Raw genomic sequence first — 16,936 nt, forward strand, 5'->3', positions numbered from 1 at the left:
TAGTTGCTTATAACATGGTATAACCCTGCTAACAACAGCAGTTTTCTCCAGATTCAATTGGTTTAAAGAGCTGCTTTATCATTATACTGACGAACACAAATCCAATCCCTATTATTAGGTCCAATTGCTGTAAGCACCTCGCCCATCTCTTGCTTACTATAAAGCTGATTTTTCACATACTCACTATCATGGTATTGAAGACCACTATGCCTAATACACAAAAGTGAAATAAACCGATATATAACAAAGGTTTTGCATTTTTTTTATAACTTTAAAATCAACAAGAAATCAAAAAAGTTTTGATGGAAATTTTCAAAATATATCAAGTCGATGTAGCTGAAGCAAACCGCATCGCCCAAAGCGAAAATAATGTTCATCACCATGATTTCGAAGAGTTAATTATTGGTATTGAAGGAGAATTAGAACATTTTATTGATTTTAAATCCGAAACTTATGCAGCACCCTTTATAAGTTTTGTTACCAAAGGAAAAACACATCGCGTAAAACCTAAGCTAAAAGCAGGAAAATGTCTATTTTGGGTATTGCGATTCAAAAGTGAATTTATTGCCGAAACGACTTTTCAACTGTACAATCATTTTCATGACCAAGCTACATTTAGGATCACTCCATCCGCTTGTTTTCAAAGGATAGTTCATATAGCTCAAATGATAGCCGACGAAATGCACGAAACACAAAGTGATTTGGGTATCGTCCGACAATTATTAAGCACCTTATTTACGATGATCGAATCCGAATATCGGAAACAGTTTCCAGAAGGCCTACCCTACTCATCGACTTCTAGTATAACATTTAAAAACTTTTTAACCATATTAGAAGAAAATTATCGTCGCCCAGAATCCGTAAATTTTTATGCGGAAAAACTCTTTATGAGTGCACGTGATCTTAATATGATCTGTCATCAAATATTACAGCAAAGTGTTTCCGAAATTATTGAAACCAGAAAATTGATAGAAGCTAAAAATTTGTTGATGAATACCGATAAAACAATTTCGGAAATTGGATTTGAATTAGGATACAGTGATAAAGCCTACTTTACAAATGTTTTTAAGCGAAAGTCGGGGCAGACGCCTACAGAATTTAGGACTGATATAAAAGCGATCATTTCCAAATAGTACAACATTATTACCAAAAAACAATACCTATCCTCCTATTATACTTCCGATATTTGTTTAACTATTAAAAAGCTGTCAACAATAATATATCATCAGGAGTTAATAGCATGAATCGAAAAAAATTTATAACCGCCATGGCTGTATCACCTTTAACAGGAGCTGCTTTAAAAGTAAACTCCTTACGCAACTTATCTAAAAATTTTGAAGCAACCGAGAAGTTTCCCGTGTTATTTTTGGGACATGGAAGTCCTATGAATGCGATCGAAGAAAATGAATTTGTGGACGGATTCCGAAATATCGGTAAGACTTTTCAAAAACCAAAAGCAATATTAGTTATTTCAGCGCACTGGGAAACGCGTGGTACATTCGTTACTGCAATGGATAATCCTCCGACAATTCATGATTTTGGCGGATTTCCTCAAGCATTATTTGATGTACAGTATCCAGCTCCCGGAAGCCCTGAACTTGCACAGGAAACAAAAAGAATCATCACAAAAACTGATGTATTATTGGATGATAAATGGGGTCTTGACCACGGGGCATGGTCTGTTGTCAAGCATCTATACCCAGATGCTGAGGTTCCGGTTATTCAAATGAGTATCGATTATACGCAACCTGCGTCTTACCATTATGAATTAGCACAGGAATTAGCTTCCTTACGTCATAAAGGTGTATTGATAATAGGCAGTGGCAATATGGTCCACAACCTACGTATGGTAGCCTGGGATAAATTAAATGAGGCGGGATTTGCATGGGACTGGCTCAGGAAGCAAAAGAAAAAATGAAAAATTACATTTTAGATGGTAATCACAAAGCTTTGATCGACTTCCGGAATCAGGGAAAAGCATTTGATTTAGCTATTCCGACACCGGAACATTATCTTCCCATGATCTACAGCCTGGCACTAAAAGATAGACAAGATGATTTACTGCTGTTTAACGACAACTCTATAGGAGGATCTCTTGCCATGACTTCATTCAAAATTGGCTGATAAACACGACAATTATCCGTATTGCTGCACAGTAAATAGTAATAGCACAGTTTAAGAATATAAAAATAAATCCCTTATATTCGCCATATAAGCTATATAGAAAGATGGATATATCAAAACCTACAATTTCAGTTGAATACTGTCCGAAATGTAACTGGATGTTACGCGCGGCCTATATGGCGCAAGAAATTTTAAGCACTTTTACAGAAGATATTCATGGTGTCTTACTGATTCCGAGTGAAATAGCGGGTAAATACTCCATTTCAATCGATCAGCAACCCATATTTGACCGTAAAGAAATGGGAAGGTTTCCTGAAATAAAGGAATTAAAACAGTTGATAAGAGATCACATTAACCCGGATAAAGATTTAGGTCACTCTGAAAAGAAATAGTTATATTTTGCATTTTTAAGTATATTACAAAAACTATAAACGAACAGTATTGTTTTAGCTATTAAAACAATACAAAAATTGCAAAAGTACATACATTAACACATCACGTTTTTAGAAATAAAACATATTATAATGAAAAAAATCTTCATAGGCTTATTCGTAATTACTGCTTCATTTACATCTTGCCAAAATCCAACACAAACAAAAGAAAAAATAGCACAAGACAGCAGTACAGTTGCTACTAAACAAGATACGGCATTTCACGATGAGCATAATACACAAAACTCTGTTGATTGGGCTGGAACCTACGAAGGAACTCTTCCATGTGCAGACTGTTCGGGCATTCATGTTATCTTAACCTTAAATATGGATGGAACTTTTGAAAAATCAGAACAGTATCTTGAAAAAGGTGGACCTTTTAAAGAACTGGTACGTTCACATGGACTCCAGACGGCGGCTCGATTATTTTAAAGGAGAAAGATGGCGAAAGCAAATATAAAGTCGGTGAAGGTATGATGAAGAAATTAGATATGGAAGGTAAAGAAATTAAAGGAGAATTAGAAGAATTCTATAACTTCAAAAAGATAAAATAGATGCTGATCATCAGCGTCATATGACATAAAAAAAGCTCCTGAATAGTATTCAGGAGCTTTCTTTTTTAGACTTTAAGATCTATTTTGCATCTGGTAACAAAATAAATTCAAACATGCGGTCTTCTTTTAAATATTTATCAGCGACAGCTTTTACACTTTCTACAGACACTTTACTCAGGTCATCTAATTTTCTCAAGATTTCCGTTACATCCTCTTGATTTTGATAAGATCCTGATAGATAGCTAACCCAAAATCCATTCTCTTTAAGCTGTAGCTCTAATTGACGCTTTTGTTCAATAACAAATTTATCAATATCCTCTTTTACAGGTCCACTTTTCTTAATTTTAGAGACTTCATCTACAGCAGATTTTATCAGCACATCCACTTTATCCGGAGCCGTGCCAAAGCCGATACCAAAACTATAGCGTTGACGTGGCAACTTGCCGTAATTAGCAGAAGCGCCCACACTGTAAACCCCGCTTTCGGCTTCACGAAGACGTTCTAATAATTTAATGGTCAAGATACTTCTAAGGCTTCCATATTGATATTTTCGCTTTCCGAATAAGTATAATCACCATAATAAGCTAATTGTACAGAAGCTTTATCCTCTTTCCCTTTATGAACAACAACACGCTTTCCTTGAGCTGGTTCTACTATACCTAAATCTTTATAAGACTCTTTACGTCCAAGATTCGGCAAGGCCGCTAAGTAATTTTCTAAATAAGGTTTAATTTCTTCTTCAGTAAAAGAACCTACGATGGTAAAGGTGAAGTCCGAAGCATCAGCAAATCGCTCTTTATAAATTTGAAAAGCTCGATCTTTGTCAATAGTTTTCACTAAATCGGCAGTCGCATTTTTTCTGCGGATATTATCCCCATAAAGCGTTTCTTTCACTTTATCGGAGAAAACATTTGACGGATCACTATCTCTATTTTCTAAACTTCCTACAGAACGGGCGATGATACTTTGGTAAACATCCTGATCCAGACGAGGTTCAGTAAAATAGCCATAAATCAATTCAAAAGCATTTTTTAAACCTTCTTTGTCCGAACTTCCATAGATTCCTTCATATCTTTCTGAAATATACGGTGTGATCCCGATATTTTTACCTGTGAGATACTTTTGTAATTCAACATTATTCAATTGACCCACACCACTCGCATCCACTAGACCCGCAGCATTACTCGCTGAATAATAATCTGCATCTGGATATAAAGAAGAACCACCTGGACTAAAAGCTGAGATACGTATTTCATCATTCTTGAAATTGGTAGGTTTCAAGATTACTTTGACACCATTGCTTAAGGTCAATTCTTTTACATTGATCTCTTTTAATTCCTTATTGGAAACAACAGATCCTTTAACAGGTTCCTTCGATAATAATGGCAATTTAGAAACCTTATCCTCATAAGCTGTTAAGTTCTGAGACTCCACTTCCTTTATCCAATTATTGACTGTTTGTTCAGCAGGTAAAGTAGCTTTATCTTTCTCCGGCCCCATGATGATGATATCACGGTTCAGATCAGTATAATATTTTGAAATCAGTGCATTAACTTCTTTCAAGGTCAATGTTGGTAATAGCTGTTTTGTTATTTTATAACTATCATCGTTACTTAATGCGGCATCATCTTTTAAGAAGTTATTCAAATAACGACCCACATAACTATCCGATTTTTTCTTGCTCTTTTCTATATAAGCAGTCTCATTACCTTTATTCATTGAAACGATGGCTCTATCCAATTCAGACTGTGTAAATCCAAATTTTTGGATGCGCTCAAATTCTGTCATCATCTTTTTAAATCCTACTTCCAATTGGTTTGGTTTAGGAACTACCATCAACGAAAACACATCTAATCCGGCAATGAAACCAGATATACTGCCTCCAGCTTGCATAAAAGGAGCATCTGCCTGTTGCATGATTTCAGAAAAACGATCGGCAACGATCGAGTTAAATGCCGAAATCAGTAACTGTTTGCGATAATCTTTTACGGTCACTGTTTTTTCCTCTTTACTTTTGATCATAATCTGAGCAACTGTATAAGGAAGTTCAGGATCTGTAATGGCAATAAATTGATTTTTATTCAATAAATCAACATTATACTTGGTACGTTCCAGCTTTTTAGCAGGAGCTTTTAAATCCGAAAATAAGGCTTTAACTCGAGCTTCCATATCTTTCACGTCGATATCACCAACAATGATGATAGACTGTAAGTCCGGTCTGTACCAGTCTTGATGAAATTTCCGGATCGTCTCCGGTTTGAAAGTTGTAATAATTTTTTCTGTTCCGATCGGTAAACGTTTAGAATAGCGAGATCCATTTAAAACAATTGGAAAATATTGATCCTGCAAACGTTGACCTACACCACGTCCGCCACGCATTTCCTGCATCACAATACCGCGTTCTTTATCAATCTCATCATCAGCAAGCAATGCATCTTGTGCCCAGTCGCGCATCACCTGTAAACCATTTTTCAACAGTTCAGGATCATCAGATGGAATGGGCAACTGATAAACCGTTTCATCAAATCCGGTATAAGCATTCAAATCGGAGCCAAAACGAACACCAGCTTTTTGTAGGTAATTGACCAACTCGTTTTTAGGAAAGTGTTTTAGACCATTAAAGTTCATGTGTTCTAAAAAGTGAGCCAAGCCTAATTGGTCATCTGTTTCTAATATAGAACCTACTTTGTTTGCTAAATACATCGTAACCCTTTTTTCTGGTTCTACATTCCGACGGATGTAGTAAGTGAAACCATTTTTAAGTTTACCTGTAAGCACCTCATTGTCAAAAGGAAGTTTTTGATTCCAACTAACGGTGTCTTGTGCTAAAATTGCTCTCGCTTCAGCACGAAGTGATGTTGCCGCAGTACTAGGGGTTGTACAATAAAGAGTTGGCAACAAAAATGTTAATGCAATTGGTTTAATAAATCTCATGTTTTTGATTTACCTTAAGTTTTTAATTTAGTTGTTTTATAAAATTAATGTTCGAAAGTACAATTAATCTATTGTATTTTTGTTATGCATGAAGGAAGAAAATAATTGGTTGCTTTTAAAACGAGAATTCGGCCGTTTTTTGAAATTTGAACGCGGTCTGTCCGATAATTCTATTGAAGCTTACCTCAATGATGTTTCCAAACTGGAAGTATACAGTGAAGAAAATAAATTGACATTGCAACAAATAACCAGTAAGGATATACAGCGCTTCCTGATCTGGATAAATGGATTCGGTATTTCTCCCTTCACGCAGTCACGCCTATTGTCAGGACTTAAAACATTTTATAATTTCCTACTCTTGGAATACGATTGGGAAAATAATCCAGTCGAATTAATTCAAGCCCCTCGAATTGCACGAAAGATACCTAGTGTGCTTAACATCCAAGAAATCGATCAACTTATCAATGCCATCGACTTATCAACTCCCGAAGGTATGCGCAACAAAACAATTCTGGAAGTGTTGTATGGATGTGGACTTCGAGTCTCGGAGCTGGTAGGTCTTAAACTATCAAATCTTTACTTAGACGTAGAATTTATCAAAGTTGAAGGAAAGGGTAATAAAGAACGTCTGATTCCAATCGGGAGCCAAGCCATTAAATACTTGAAAATTTATATCAATGAAGTCCGACCGCACATTAAAGTCAAGTCGGGGCAGGAAGATTTTGTCTTTCTAAATAAGCGTGGAGCTGCTTTATCTCGTGTTATGGTATTTATTGTCATAAAAGAGCTGGCTACAAAAATTGGTCTTCAAAAAAACATTAGCCCGCACACTTTTAGACATAGCTTTGCTTCTCATCTTGTGGAAGGTGGGGCAGATTTACGCGCCGTACAAGATATGCTGGGGCACGAAAGTATCACAACTACAGAAATCTACACCCATATCGACCGCGATTATCTACAGAGCGTGATTACCCAATATCATCCCCGTTCCTAAAAGGATATTTACAACTCTAAAATCACAACCCTAATTTTTTACAGTTAACTTATTCGTTAGTTGATACCTGTACCACTTTAATTATTTGGACCAATCTCCACGGTTCAAAAAATAAAGGGGTAATCCATTTGTACTATAAAACGGTATAAACCATGACTTTTTAAATTATATACAACATTGTTGCATTATTATTTTAATTTAATGCAACAATGTTGTATTTTTGAGGCGTAATTTAATTTAAGCATGACAAAACAGTTCAGCGTCATCTCTATATTGGCACCCGTATTCATCTCATTATGGCCTTCATACAGCCTATTTGCACAAAAAAGACAAATAAGCGGAAAGATCATTGCGCTAGAAAACACCAGTCCCATTCATGGAGCTAACCTTCACTACGAAGGACATAAGAAAGCGATAACTTCCAACTTTTCGGGTGAATTTCAATTTAGTACTGAACAGAACTTCCCGATAAAATTAGTGACTTCACTCGTTGGCTACGAAAATGACACTACTTATGTGAAAAATGACCGTCCCGTACTGATAAGACTAAAAAAAGACGTTAAGAGACTCGCCGAGACACAGGTTTACGGTTATCAGGTTGCCGCCAAAACACAGATTGCACAACAGGTCAATGCGACAGCTTTAACTGAAAATAGAAACCGTTCGCTAGCAGAAGTTTTAAAAAACATCTCCGGAGTCCATCTCCTACAGACCGGATCTACCATCAATAAGCCCATTATTAACGGTCTTTATGGCAATCGCTTGGCGATACTTAATGATGGTATGAAACTCGAAAGTCAGCAATGGGGTAATGACCATGCTCCAGAAATGGATGTGTACGCGGCGAATGCGATTACGGTCGTAAAGGGAGCAGAAAGCTTACGTTATGGTGGTGAAGCATTAGGTGGAGCAATTCTGCTTTCCACTAAGCCCTGGAATAAAATTGATAGTCTTAGAGGGCAAGTTAGTCTAAACGGTTTCACAAATGGCAGAGGTATGCAAAGCGCATTAAACCTGGAGGGCATCACTCCCATAGCGGGACTGAAATGGTCTTTCAATGGAAACTACAGCAAAAGTGGTAATCGAAAAACTCCCGATTATTATCTGAACAATACGGGGCAGCGCATTTACAACCTAAATGCTGCAGTAAATTATCAATACAAAGACGCTAATTTTGAAGCTTCCTATAAACAATATCACAATGAAGCGGGCATTTTATCTTCTACTCATATCGGCGATATTACTTCTTTTCAGGAACGTCTAGCCTATGGGAGACCGTATCCCAGCGAACTCTTCGGATTCTCATACCAAATTGATGCTCCCCGTCAAGAGGTTAAACACGAGGTATTTCAGTTTGCTTACAGCCAGCGCTTGAGCGATGCTAAAACCTTATCCATAAAATATGCTTACCAGAATAACCACCGGCAGGAATATGATAAAAGACGTGCAGGCCGTAGCGCAATTCCAAGCATGGATATGGTTTTACGGACACATGCACTTGATGCATCTTATACTATTGAGGGCTTAAATCAAAAATTTATCACAGGCCTTCAGGGGCAGACACAAGTTAACAATAATATTGCTGGGACTTTTAATACCCCATTAATTCCTAATTACAATGCCTTTAATATCGGAGCATACGGTATATATCAATGGCAAAAAGACCGATTGGCCTACGAATTAGGAGCTCGTTATGATTTTAAGAATTTCGATGCTGCAGGGTATGACTTTTATGGTAAAGCTTATGGTGGCGACAATCAGTTTCATAACTTGTCGACCAACCTCGGTTTATCCTATACTGTCGACAACCATATGACTCTTAAATCAAACTTAGGACTTGCTTGGAGAGCTCCATCTGCACAAGAACTGTACAGCCAAAACGTACACCAAAGTACAGCACGCTATGAAAGAGGAGATGCAGCATTAAAAGCAGAGAAAGGATTAAAGTGGATCACCAGTTTAAATATCCATGAGCAGAAAAATTTCTTAAACATTGACATCTATGCTAACTACATCAATAATTACATTTACGTAAAACCGACCGAAGAATACGTACAAAATCTTTCAGGTACATTTCCGATCTGGCAGTATAGTCAAAACAATGCATTATTGGCCGGAATTGATGTACAGGGAAAATATGCCATCAGTGAACATTTAGATTACAGTGCAAACACATCATTTATCTACGCCCGTAACCTAGATGAAAAAAACTATCTGCCTCTTATTCCGCCCCTATCGTATACACATGAAATCGCTTTTACAACAAAGGGCAAGACGAACTGGATGCATGACGTGAAATTTGCCTTAGGTCAAGAAATCTATGCCAAACAGTTTTTAACAACAGCAAGTATGGAGATGGCCCCCGCACCATCGGCGTATCAGCTTATCAATGGTTCCATTAGTTTAGGCTCTCTTATTGGCAACAATAAATTGCAAACTCGCCTTTTGGTAGAAAACATATTCAATAGCACCTACAAATCTTACACAGATCTATTCCGTTATTACAGTCATGGTGTAGGCCGAAATATACAGTTGACAATTAATTACACATTCTAATCATAACAAATACAGCTATCATGAAAAAAATCATTAACAGCAGCAAATTAGTACTGATCGCAGCAGTTCTCCTTTTCAACTCATGTAAAAAAGACGATCCTGTCCACGAACATGATAATGAAGAAATGAAAACCATGACTTTAAGTTTTACAGAAAAAACAACAAATGCCAAAGTCGAAGTTATCATCGATGCTACCGATACAAAACCACAGTCGTTAAACTTAAAAAAAGGCAACTATGATTTAGATATCAAATTAAAAGATTTTGATGGACATGAGGTACAACAGGAAATTTCTGACGATGCCGATGAGCATCAGTTTTTCTTCGTAGGCCCTACAAAGGAGCAGATCACCTTTACGTATTTAGATCAACAGGTAGGTTTAAAAAGCAACTGGAAAGTATTAGACAAAGCAAGTGCTATTCCAATGAAAATTGTCTTGATGCACGGTCTAAATAAAACGAAGGTTACCGCAGCAGACTGGAACAATTCAAGCTACCAAAGCATTGGTGGCGGTACTCCAGACATTTCAGTAAATGTAACTTTAAATCTTATTGACTAAAGATGAGGATGTTGGCAAGAGATTGCATTTAGCTATTTTCATTTTTCATGAAATAGTATATCTTTGCTGGCATGTCCCTGTAGTTTAATGGATAAAATTGCAGATTCCGGTTCTGTTGATATGGGTTCGACTCCCTTCGGGGACACACAAAAGCAGCGTTTAATAATATTAAACGCTGCTTTTTTATAATTTCTAACGCACATATTCCCCATTTCATTGCATGCAGCATCTTTAGGAAAATCCTATATTACGGTGAAACAGCCCACAGCAGCATCCTGATATTTTTTTGTGACTAAAACTAAAAAACCTCATCCTCAAGAAATCTAAAATCACTGCCTATTGCAAATAATAGTAAAGCAATTTGCGCAATGAACATGAATTGTCAAGCCAGTACTTTGGATATAAAAGACAATATTATTAAGTTTGACTCATCAATCAGCAGTACATCATATCAATAAAAAGAATGGTCATTAGTAGCCCATACAATCAAAGAAAAAACATTATACCAGTATATTTTGGAAAAAATTACGTTTAGATTTGGCACCCTTCATGATATTGTTTCCCTGCAGGAACTGTTTGTCGATACTATTAAGCGCATTTGCATCCAAGATTATAGCGCAGAGCAGGTAGCGGTTTGGAGCTCCAGCAGTGAGAATATGCAACGATGGACTCAGATCTTAACGGAGCAGTATGTACTCATAGCAACGTTAAACAACAGTACTGTCGGCTTTTGCACCTTAGCTGAAGGTCGTTATATTGATTTATTTTTTGTTCATAAAGATTACCAGGATCAAAAAATAGCATCCCAGCTCTACCAATATATAGAAGCAGAGGCAAGGCGACAGAACACCGATCGTTTAACGGCAGATGTAAGCAAGACGGCAAAACCATTTTTTATAAAAATGGGATTTACAACCGTAAAGGAGCAGGAAGTGATTTTAAAAAATGTACCATTTATCAATTACAAAATGGTTAAAATGATCACGCCTAATCAAAACTCCGCATGTTTCGGATTGTAAACAGCGACAATCATGATGAAATTTGGGTATAAATTAAAATGAAAATGGAAACACAATCAAATCTCAACTACAATCGAATAGCTTCAGCTATCGAATATATTCAAAATCATTTTAAGGAACAGCCAAACTTGGATGAAGTCGCTGAAAAAATTCATTTAAGCCCCGCTCATTTTCAACGGCTCTTTACTGATTGGGCAGGTACAAGTCCTAAAAAATTTTTACAGTACATCAGTTTGCAATATGCCAAGAAACTGCTTGATGACAACAAAGAACTTACACTCTTTGATGCCGCATACCATACCGGACTTTCGAGCAGCAGCCGTTTACATGATCTATTTATCAATATCGAAGGTATGACTCCTGCTGAATATAAAAATGGAGGTCAATTTCTCAAGATCAATTACCGTTATGCAGACAGTCCTTTTGGCCCAATAATTATTGCATCTACAGCCAAAGGAGTATGCTATATCGCATTTGAAAGTAATGAAGCAAAAGCTTTCACCGATTTACAGGCTAAGTTTCCAAATGCCCTATTTCAGCAACGGGATGACGATCTGCAACAAAATGCCCTCTCCATTTTTCAAAACGATTGGTCTGCTCTTTCACAGATTAAATTACATCTCAAAGGCACCGACTTTCAATTGCGTGTGTGGGAGAGTTTACTCAAAATTCCCATGGGGAAACTGGCTACATATGGAACAATAGCGGAACAGATCGGAAATCCAAAAGCAGCTAGAGCAGTTGGCACAGCTGTAGGCAGTAACCCCATTGCATTTCTTATTCCCTGCCACCGCATTATCCAATCTTCTGGCATAACAGGAGGATACATGTGGGGACCAACTCGAAAAACAGCAATTATAGGATGGGAAAGTGCAAAAACACAGCAGGAATTATAATACGAAGCACCACCATTTAAACATTATGTATGGAATTATTTGAATATCCGATTGATAGTACGAAAAATTGGCTTCCAAAGGACGGAACAGTACATTATTATGGGAAAGTACTGGGACAGGAACGTGCAGATTACTTTTATGAAAAACTATTGACAGCCATCGAATGGCGTAACGATGAAGCCGTTATTTTTGGTAAACATATATTAACGAAAAGAAAAGTCGCTTGGTACGGTGAGAAACCTTTTGAGTATACCTATTCCAATACAACCAAGCATGCTCTTCCATGGTCAATAGAATTATTGGAATTAAAAGAAATAGTTGAAAGAACAACGGGAGAAACGTTCAATTCTTGCTTATTAAATCTCTACCATAACGGGGATGAGGGTATGGCATGGCACAGTGATGGCGAAAAAGATTTAAAGCAAAATGGTGCTATCGGATCATTGAGTTTTGGGGCTGTCCGTAAATTTGCTTTTAAGCATAAACAAACGAAAGAAAATGTAGGATTGATCTTAGAACATGGCAGCTTATTGGTCATGAAAGATGAGACGCAATCCCATTGGCTACATCGACTGCCACCTACTAAAAAGATTCACTCTCCAAGGATTAATCTCACTTTTAGAACAATTGTCGAATAAAATACCGTTATTTCAATTGTGTGTTTCTATTTTTTATAAATTTTTATACCAAACAGCGTGTGCTGTGCTCAGCTTTTAAGATATAGTCGTTAGCATTATGCGTAAGAAAAACAGTTCCATTCCTATTAAAACAATGACTGATGCTTTCAGTTCGGGAATTATTATAGCCAAAGCATCTTTCGATGAGCAGGACCTCATGAATCTGGATGATGCAAGACGATCACATCGGGATGACTATCACTCCTTCTTTTTGTTGGAAAATGGCACCACCGAAATCGAAATTGATTTTCAGCAATATACGATAACCCCCTACTCCATCCTCTATATTCACCCACATCAAGTACATCGCATTGTGGCGATGAAAAAAGTAGGTGGCAGTTTTTTGGGGATTAATAGTGAACATATAAATCCAGAATATCTGCAATTGCTGGAAGAAATGACACCATTAAAACCGCTTCGACTTTCTGAGGAAATATTTTCTATTTTGGAAACTAGCGTTTCTTTATGCATTACATTATCCGACCGTAAACAAAAGCAGTTACATCAATCCTTGCTAAAAGACAGCTGCAATACATTGATTGGGCTCTTGACTTCGATGTACCTCGAGGGCGCTATACCTGTCGACAAACTTTCACGATCTGAGATTATCACAAAAACATTTAAGGCTACCCTGCAACGTGACTTCTCGCTATAAAAAGACCCGCCGCATATGCTATGCGTCTCAATATCTCTACCCCCTATCTGAATGAATGTGTCAAAGACGTCACCGGCTACCCTGTGTCCTATCATATCCAACAGCGTATCATTTTAGAAGCTAAACGTCTGCTTTATCATTCTGACAAGTCAGTAAAAGAAATCGCCGATGCCTTAGGTTTTGAGGATTACCCCTACTTCTCGAGATTATTCAGCAAAGTCACCGGAATGTCTGCACTATCCTTTCGGAACAAAAACCGCGATTAGTCCAATACCCTCTTCCTTTGCTCCATTGTTTGCGTTAGAAATTAGCTGTTTCTTTGTCATGAACAAAAAAGCAATACCATGATATCAACACTACCCAAATGGGCAGGCGGCATACTAGAAAGTCTCGTTGGCCAGCGTGCTGAAGTGATCGGCACCACTTACCTCAGCCCCCATCTTAAAAAGGTGCGTTTTCAGAGCGACCTTGCCAAAATGAATTTCCAGATTGGCTATGCGAGTGTGATCCGTGTAAACGAAATCGAATACCGAAATTATACGATTGCCTATCATGATATGCAACTGGGTATCCTGGACATTATCTTTCACATCCACAATAATGGTCCCGGAAGCAGTTATGCAGACACTTTAAGCGTTGGTGATCATCTCTATATCAGTAGCCCGAGGGGACATAAGGTGTATAACCCAAAATTTCAGCATCAGTTACTATTCGGCGATGAAACTTCGCTCGGATTGGCCTGTTCGCTACTTCCCACACTCAAAAAAACAATCATTCCTTCCAGTTCTATCTAGAACTAGACGATGCAAATCGAGAAGTTCCTGAGCTGTTGGGCTTAGAAAACTGTAGTATCTTTCCAAAAATGGATCGTTTACCGATGCAGAATGGGTCGATGGTCTTCCCATTTTTCATCATGAAAACTGGCTTCATGCCAGCTACACTTTAGTCGGCAATGTCACTTCCGTTCAAGCTTTTCGAAAGGCCCTTAAAAGAAACGGTGTAAACCGTATAACTACTCAAGGATATTGGCTAAAAGGAAAAAAAGGATTATAACAGATTGTATTAAAAATTTAAAATTAAAAACTGCATGATTTATGTATTTAAAACCTCAGTAGAAACTGAAAAAGACATTCTCATTTTAGAATATGGTTTAAATGAACACTGCACACCGGGCAGATGGAATTTCGATCTACAGGATTGCGATCGCATCTTACGCATCGATACTTTAAAGGAAAATCCACAATCTATCATTGGACTATTGCAGGATAAAGGCTTTCACTGCGAAGAGCTTCCCTACTAACAAGATGAAATATGGAATCGTGTAGCTAAACTAAATATCAACATATTTACGCTAGTTACTGATCTAGATTTTTTATCAGGATAAAGCTCTCTGTTGCAGCAACGATAAAATTGTTATAGTTCGAGCAGTATGCTGTTCTAAAACCAAAGATTTATGTAACGGAGTCACGAATCAAATCGTAAGATCAGTTGATGAAAATTAGCAATTAGCAGGTATATGATTTTTGGAAATAAGATAGAATATCTACGAATCACAAATAAACATGCGGAATTTTGTGCTTTACATGACATCAATAAATTCACTTTGCAGATTGGTAGTTCCAACTTCGATAGGTATATTTAAAACCTCATGACAACATATGGTTTGTTTTGTAAACGATTATCTTTTATAGATACTCCTTATGTTGCAATGCGTTCTTACGCAAGCGGTAAAACCGGCACTTGCAAGTTTTAATATTATAGGGAAGTAATACAGAAAATATGAATTTATTAATCCAACAGCTAAAAAAATACGGACCAATTCATACTGATCTTGAGGAAGAATTTATTAAGAGAACTAAATTCATGACCAAACAAAAGGGTGATTTTTTTCTTAAACAGGGTCAAGTTGTATCCAATATGTTTGTTATTGAAAAAGGAATTGTGCGCGCATTTTACAATAAAGAAGATCGGGAGATCAATGTTTGGTTTGGTATCGAAAATATGATCTTAGGTTCAGTGATTCCTCTTTTCTTCAATCTTCCTTCTTTAGAGAGCATTCAGTTTTTAGAAGATTCCTCTATTTACTATATTTCCAGAGAAGATATGAATGAGCTTTATCAAAATATCATCAAATGGAAACCATTGGGAGAAAATTAGCGGAAGAATATTGCAAAATATTAGAGGAGCGTGCCATTTCTTTACAGACTGAATCTGCTGAAGAGCGTTACAATACGCTGCTGAAGAATGAAACCGCAGCGGCACAACGCATTTCGCTAGGACATATCGCTTCTTATCTTGGTATTACTCAGGAAACATTAAGCCGGATCCGAAAAAAATAATGATAGTTTGTATTGAAATTTAACTGAATTTGATATATATCAAAAAAACAATCTCAATCTACCGTTCCTTTATATGATTATTAATCATATAAAAATGAAATATTTATTTTTAGGCTTAGCTATTGCATTTGAATTACTTGGCAGTAGTTTTTTAAAAGTATCCAATGGGTTTTCAAAGTTAATTCTATCTATTGTCACTATTCTGGCCTTTATAGCTTGCTTTTATTTTCTTTCCCTGGCGCTTAAATTTATTCCTCTTAGTATTGCTTATGCAGCTTGGGGTGGTATCGGTATTGTTTTAACAACTGTTATCTCGGTTGTTATTTTCAAACAATCACTAGATCTTCCAGCAGTGATTGGTATTGTTTTGATTGTTGCCGGAGTCATTATAATGAATTTCTTTTCAAAAGCTGCTTCACATTAAGCGATAGCATTTGAAATATATTTTTTTTCAACCATAAAATATACCTTGAGTGGCACGATGGAGCTACCGAAAACTACTCATCGTTCTTGGTTTAATTTTAAAAAAAGGTCCTTATTACTTAAAGTAATAAGGACCTTATAAAATGAAAAGGTATAACCCTTATTTCAATTTTTTTACTCTGATATTTTTAAAGAATACTTCCGAACCATGTCCTAAGAAGGCAAGATGACCCGTTGTACGTTTTAAACCGGGATGATCTTTACCATCCAAAGTACCATTTTTGCTTGCCGCTGCAATATCAGCATCAAGAATCACTGTACCATTCAAAGTAACTTTAACACGGTTACCCTTTACAACGATTTCTTCCGTATTCCACTCGCCTACTGGCTTTAAAAATCCTTTTTTGCCGTTACAACACCATACACCGAACCATGGTATTGGTAAGGTTTCAAATCTTTATAGATATCTGCAGTGTTATCCAACACTTGGATTTCCATACCAGCATAAGCGGCATCACCCTCTAAAGGAGCTCTTACCCCCACACCATTGTTTGCACCTTCTGTCAATTTGAAATCAAAACGATAGATGAAATCTCCATACTCTTCTTTTGTATAAAGATTACCGCCGAATTTAGCGTCTGGCACCACCCTAAAATATCCTTCATCATTGATTACATAACCATCATTCTTCGTCCACTTATCTAAGTTTGTACCATCAAATAACACCTCAAAACCTTCTTTCTTTTCTGTGTCACTCAATTGAAATACATTTTT

The 16,936-nt window shown here is 36.9% G+C and carries 21 protein-coding genes, 1 tRNA gene and 1 pseudogene; 20 read left to right on the forward strand and 3 right to left on the reverse strand.

The annotated features are described in order from the left end of the window. The first annotated feature begins 302 nt into the window (after positions 1–302). The 6 genes from L950_RS18970 to L950_RS37465 all read left to right on the forward strand — a co-directional run bounded on the left by L950_RS18970 (position 303) and on the right by L950_RS37465 (position 3,109). Positions 303–1,133 (forward strand): AraC family transcriptional regulator, encoded by an 831-nt coding sequence (locus tag L950_RS18970; protein ID WP_021191772.1) that lies wholly within the window; start codon positions 303–305, stop codon positions 1,131–1,133. A 107-nt stretch (positions 1,134–1,240) separates the two neighbouring features. Further along, a complete protein-coding gene (gene ygiD / locus L950_RS18975) occupies positions 1,241–1,918 on the forward strand; it encodes a 4,5-DOPA dioxygenase extradiol (protein ID WP_231577444.1) in 678 nt (225 codons plus the stop codon). Beyond that, positions 1,915–2,124 (forward strand): hypothetical protein, encoded by a 210-nt coding sequence (locus tag L950_RS34030; RefSeq protein WP_231577445.1) that lies wholly within the window; start codon positions 1,915–1,917, stop codon positions 2,122–2,124. The genes ygiD and L950_RS34030 overlap by 4 nt, the downstream gene beginning before the upstream one ends. 104 nt (positions 2,125–2,228) lie before the next feature. Further along, complete coding sequence (locus L950_RS18980; RefSeq protein WP_021191773.1) at positions 2,229–2,516, forward strand: SelT/SelW/SelH family protein; 288 nt, start codon at positions 2,229–2,231, stop codon at positions 2,514–2,516. A gap of 132 nt (positions 2,517–2,648) precedes the next feature. Further along, complete coding sequence (locus tag L950_RS18985; protein WP_052764476.1) at positions 2,649–2,987, forward strand: copper resistance protein NlpE; 339 nt, start codon at positions 2,649–2,651, stop codon at positions 2,985–2,987. Next, positions 2,981–3,109 (forward strand): hypothetical protein, encoded by a 129-nt coding sequence (locus tag L950_RS37465; RefSeq protein ID WP_410528142.1) that lies wholly within the window; start codon positions 2,981–2,983, stop codon positions 3,107–3,109. Before L950_RS18985 ends, L950_RS37465 begins: the two co-directional genes overlap by 7 nt. 79 nt (positions 3,110–3,188) lie before the next feature. On the opposite strand, the gene L950_RS35785 is transcribed toward L950_RS37465, so the two are convergent. Beyond that, positions 3,189–3,629, reverse strand: coding sequence for a M16 family metallopeptidase (locus tag L950_RS35785; protein WP_262507142.1), 441 nt, complete (start codon positions 3,627–3,629; stop codon positions 3,189–3,191). Next, complete coding sequence (locus tag L950_RS18990) at positions 3,626–6,043, reverse strand: M16 family metallopeptidase (RefSeq protein ID WP_262507143.1); 2,418 nt, start codon at positions 6,041–6,043, stop codon at positions 3,626–3,628. Before L950_RS18990 ends, L950_RS35785 begins: the two co-directional genes overlap by 4 nt. An 88-nt stretch (positions 6,044–6,131) precedes the next feature. Between L950_RS18990 and xerD the strand changes: the two genes are divergently transcribed. From xerD to L950_RS19050, 14 genes are all read left to right on the forward strand, one after another. Next, the gene (gene xerD / locus L950_RS18995; protein ID WP_021191774.1) at positions 6,132–7,037 is read left to right on the forward strand and encodes a site-specific tyrosine recombinase XerD; all 906 of its coding nucleotides are present in this window, start codon (positions 6,132–6,134) and stop codon (positions 7,035–7,037) included. A 243-nt stretch (positions 7,038–7,280) separates the two neighbouring features. After that, positions 7,281–9,593, forward strand: a complete 2,313-nt coding sequence (locus L950_RS19000; protein WP_021191775.1) for a TonB-dependent receptor — start codon at positions 7,281–7,283, stop codon at positions 9,591–9,593. 20 nt (positions 9,594–9,613) lie between these two features. Next, positions 9,614–10,153 (forward strand): hypothetical protein, encoded by a 540-nt coding sequence (locus L950_RS19005; protein WP_021191776.1) that lies wholly within the window; start codon positions 9,614–9,616, stop codon positions 10,151–10,153. Positions 10,154–10,226: 73 nt separating this feature from the next. Then, positions 10,227–10,298: transfer RNA gene (locus L950_RS19010), tRNA-Arg, on the forward strand. A gap of 370 nt (positions 10,299–10,668) precedes the next feature. Beyond that, on the forward strand, positions 10,669–11,172 hold the full coding sequence (locus tag L950_RS19015) for a GNAT family N-acetyltransferase (protein WP_021191777.1): 504 nt from the start codon (positions 10,669–10,671) through the stop codon (positions 11,170–11,172). Positions 11,173–11,216: 44 nt separating this feature from the next. Beyond that, a complete protein-coding gene (locus tag L950_RS19020; RefSeq protein WP_031289304.1) occupies positions 11,217–12,068 on the forward strand; it encodes a methylated-DNA--[protein]-cysteine S-methyltransferase in 852 nt (283 codons plus the stop codon). Between the two features lie 29 nt (positions 12,069–12,097). Continuing rightward, the gene (locus L950_RS19025; protein WP_021191779.1) at positions 12,098–12,706 is read left to right on the forward strand and encodes an alpha-ketoglutarate-dependent dioxygenase AlkB family protein; all 609 of its coding nucleotides are present in this window, start codon (positions 12,098–12,100) and stop codon (positions 12,704–12,706) included. 97 nt (positions 12,707–12,803) lie between these two features. Beyond that, positions 12,804–13,400, forward strand: a complete 597-nt coding sequence (locus tag L950_RS19030) for an AraC family ligand binding domain-containing protein (protein ID WP_021191780.1) — start codon at positions 12,804–12,806, stop codon at positions 13,398–13,400. A 20-nt stretch (positions 13,401–13,420) separates the two neighbouring features. Then, positions 13,421–13,666 carry a helix-turn-helix domain-containing protein gene (locus L950_RS34035; RefSeq protein WP_231577446.1) on the forward strand — a complete coding sequence of 82 codons (246 nt, stop codon included), beginning with the start codon at positions 13,421–13,423 and terminating at the stop codon, positions 13,664–13,666. A gap of 144 nt (positions 13,667–13,810) precedes the next feature. Continuing rightward, entirely contained in the window at positions 13,811–14,194 is a 384-nt protein-coding gene (locus tag L950_RS19035; protein ID WP_197086552.1) for a siderophore-interacting protein, read from the forward strand. A 293-nt stretch (positions 14,195–14,487) separates the two neighbouring features. Further along, positions 14,488–14,700 carry a hypothetical protein gene (locus L950_RS19040; protein ID WP_021191783.1) on the forward strand — a complete coding sequence of 71 codons (213 nt, stop codon included), beginning with the start codon at positions 14,488–14,490 and terminating at the stop codon, positions 14,698–14,700. Positions 14,701–15,179: 479 nt separating this feature from the next. Continuing rightward, positions 15,180–15,557 (forward strand): Crp/Fnr family transcriptional regulator, encoded by a 378-nt coding sequence (locus L950_RS19045; RefSeq protein ID WP_052764477.1) that lies wholly within the window; start codon positions 15,180–15,182, stop codon positions 15,555–15,557. Beyond that, positions 15,533–15,739 (forward strand): hypothetical protein, encoded by a 207-nt coding sequence (locus L950_RS27025; RefSeq protein WP_021191784.1) that lies wholly within the window; start codon positions 15,533–15,535, stop codon positions 15,737–15,739. Before L950_RS19045 ends, L950_RS27025 begins: the two co-directional genes overlap by 25 nt. 94 nt (positions 15,740–15,833) lie before the next feature. Then, positions 15,834–16,163 carry a DMT family transporter gene (locus L950_RS19050; RefSeq protein WP_021191785.1) on the forward strand — a complete coding sequence of 110 codons (330 nt, stop codon included), beginning with the start codon at positions 15,834–15,836 and terminating at the stop codon, positions 16,161–16,163. Between the two features lie 159 nt (positions 16,164–16,322). On the opposite strand, the pseudogene L950_RS37470 reads toward L950_RS19050, so the two are convergent. Beyond that, positions 16,323–16,888 (reverse strand): annotated as a pseudogene (locus L950_RS37470) (DUF1080 domain-containing protein). Between the last annotated feature and the right edge of the window lie 48 nt (positions 16,889–16,936).

The organism is Sphingobacterium sp. IITKGP-BTPF85, from assembly GCF_001006065.1.
Lineage (GTDB): Bacteria > Bacteroidota > Bacteroidia > Sphingobacteriales > Sphingobacteriaceae > Sphingobacterium > Sphingobacterium anhuiense.